The sequence below is a fragment of the Halomonas sp. 3D7M genome, from assembly GCF_014897885.1.
Lineage (GTDB): Bacteria > Pseudomonadota > Gammaproteobacteria > Pseudomonadales > Halomonadaceae > Vreelandella.
On record NZ_JABUZF010000230.1, the window covers coordinates 1 to 1931 of the forward strand.

At 52.2% G+C, this 1931-nt stretch carries 2 protein-coding genes; both read right to left on the reverse strand.

The window, feature by feature from the left end; all coding sequences use genetic code 11:
* On the reverse strand, window positions 1-974 hold a 974-nt coding region (glyA, locus tag INT22_RS12860; protein ID WP_193068346.1), incomplete at its 3' end, for a serine hydroxymethyltransferase.
* Window positions 975-1130: 156 nt separating this feature from the next.
* A partial coding sequence (locus tag INT22_RS12865; RefSeq protein WP_193068347.1) for a hypothetical protein occupies window positions 1131-1931 on the reverse strand: 801 nt, incomplete at its 5' end.

Below are 1931 nucleotides of genomic sequence, written 5' to 3' on the forward strand. Positions count from 1 at the left end.
TTGATCAAAGACAGCAGGAACAGGTGATCTTCGGTACCACCAGAAACGATATCGTAACCGCGATCGATAAACACCTTGGCCATCGCCTGGGCGTTTTTGACCACCTGCTGCTGGTAAGCTTTGAATTCAGGCGCCATGGCTTCTTTGAAGCAGATCGCCTTGGCAGCAATAACATGCATCAACGGGCCGCCCTGGCCACCAGGGAAGACAGCTGACTGCAGCTTTTTCTCGATATCCGCATCGTTTTCAGCGGAGAGAATAACGCCGCTGCGTGGGCCACGCAGGGTTTTGTGCGTGGTAGATGTGACGACGTGAGCATGGGGCAGCGGGCTTGGGTAAATGCCTGCAGCAACCAAGCCAGAGACGTGCGCCATATCAACCAACAAGTAGGCACCTACTTCATCAGCGATCTCACGGAACTTAGCCCAATCGACAATTTGCGAGTAGGCAGAGAAACCAGCAATGATCATTTTGGGCTTGTGCTCGCGAGCAAGCTCAGCCACCTGATCGTAATCAATCAAGCCCTGTTCGTTCAGCCCATACTGGATAGCATTGTAGTGTTTGCCAGAGAAGTTAGGCTTGGCACCATGGGTTAAGTGACCACCGGCATCCAGGCTCATCCCCAAGATGGTGTCACCCGGCGTTACCAGCGCTTGGAAAACCGCGCTGTTGGCCTGTGAACCAGAGTGAGGCTGAACATTCACGTAGGTCGCGCCGAACAGCTGTTTGGCGTAGTCGATCGCAAGATTTTCAGCGATATCAACAAATTCACAGCCGCCGTAGTAGCGCTTACCTGGATAGCCTTCGGCGTATTTATTGGTCAGCTGGCTGCCTTGCGCTTCCAGTACGCGGGGGCTGGCGTAGTTTTCAGAAGCAATCAATTCAATGTGAGCTTCCTGGCGTGCAACTTCTTTTTGCATCGCGTCAAATAGCACATCATCGAATCCGGCAATTGTCATATCGCGGCTGAACATCGGCGGGAACCTCGTTACAAAAGGATCATCATGGGGAAACTAGGCCGCTATCATAACGCAGCCTGACGCGACTTTCATCGCATCCGCGTCAGGTCGTGCATGAGCGTATTTCATGTTGCAGTCGTCATCAAAAAACTGACTAACTGGTCAACCGCGCTACTTTAGCTCATAGGTGAACGTAAACCGCTCAGTACTCGCCATCGGGTTCATCATGAATTGGTTAAAAGTAAACGGATTGGGCAATGCGACATTGACCGTTAAGGCTTGGGAATGGCCAGCCATAATGTCGACCATCCCGGTCATTAATTTGGTTATTTGCGAGCCTAACATAGGCTCAAGCTGACGAGCCTGCCCCACCGCCATAGAGATTGCTTGCGCTTCGGTAATATTCTCGTGCGCGGCGATCTCGGTAGTTAATCGCGGCAGCAACCCTTCATCGGTATAAGCCACAACGACCTCACCACCATGCAACGTGGCTGATTCAAACAACGCAGGGTTTTGCATTGCCTGCTCAATGGAAACGCTTTTTGGCAAACTGATCGGCAAATCAAGGCTGTATTCAATTCCTGCAGCACTACTCAAGCGCACATAGCCATCAGCGATCAAGCGGTCGGTTTCCCCCCCTTCCTCCCAGCGGGAATGACTGCGCCCTTCAGCCTGTAACTGACCACTTCCCCCTGTGAGTATTTTGTTGAAGGTTTCGAACTCTTGTCGTTGCTCGAGTGGCAATAAAGGCAGCAGTCCCCCAATATCAAAAAATGCGCCTTCGAAGCCTGCATCGCCCACATAGGAATTGCCTTCTACCCAGGCGCTATCCAACGCTACGCGCCAACCATCTCCGGACAGATCCATGCCATTCAACGCGGCATGTTCCACGCTCTCTTCCCCAGGCGTATCAATTCCGGTTAGCTGCTCAATGCGCAAATTAGCGAGCGCAAGAACCGAACTAATCCCACT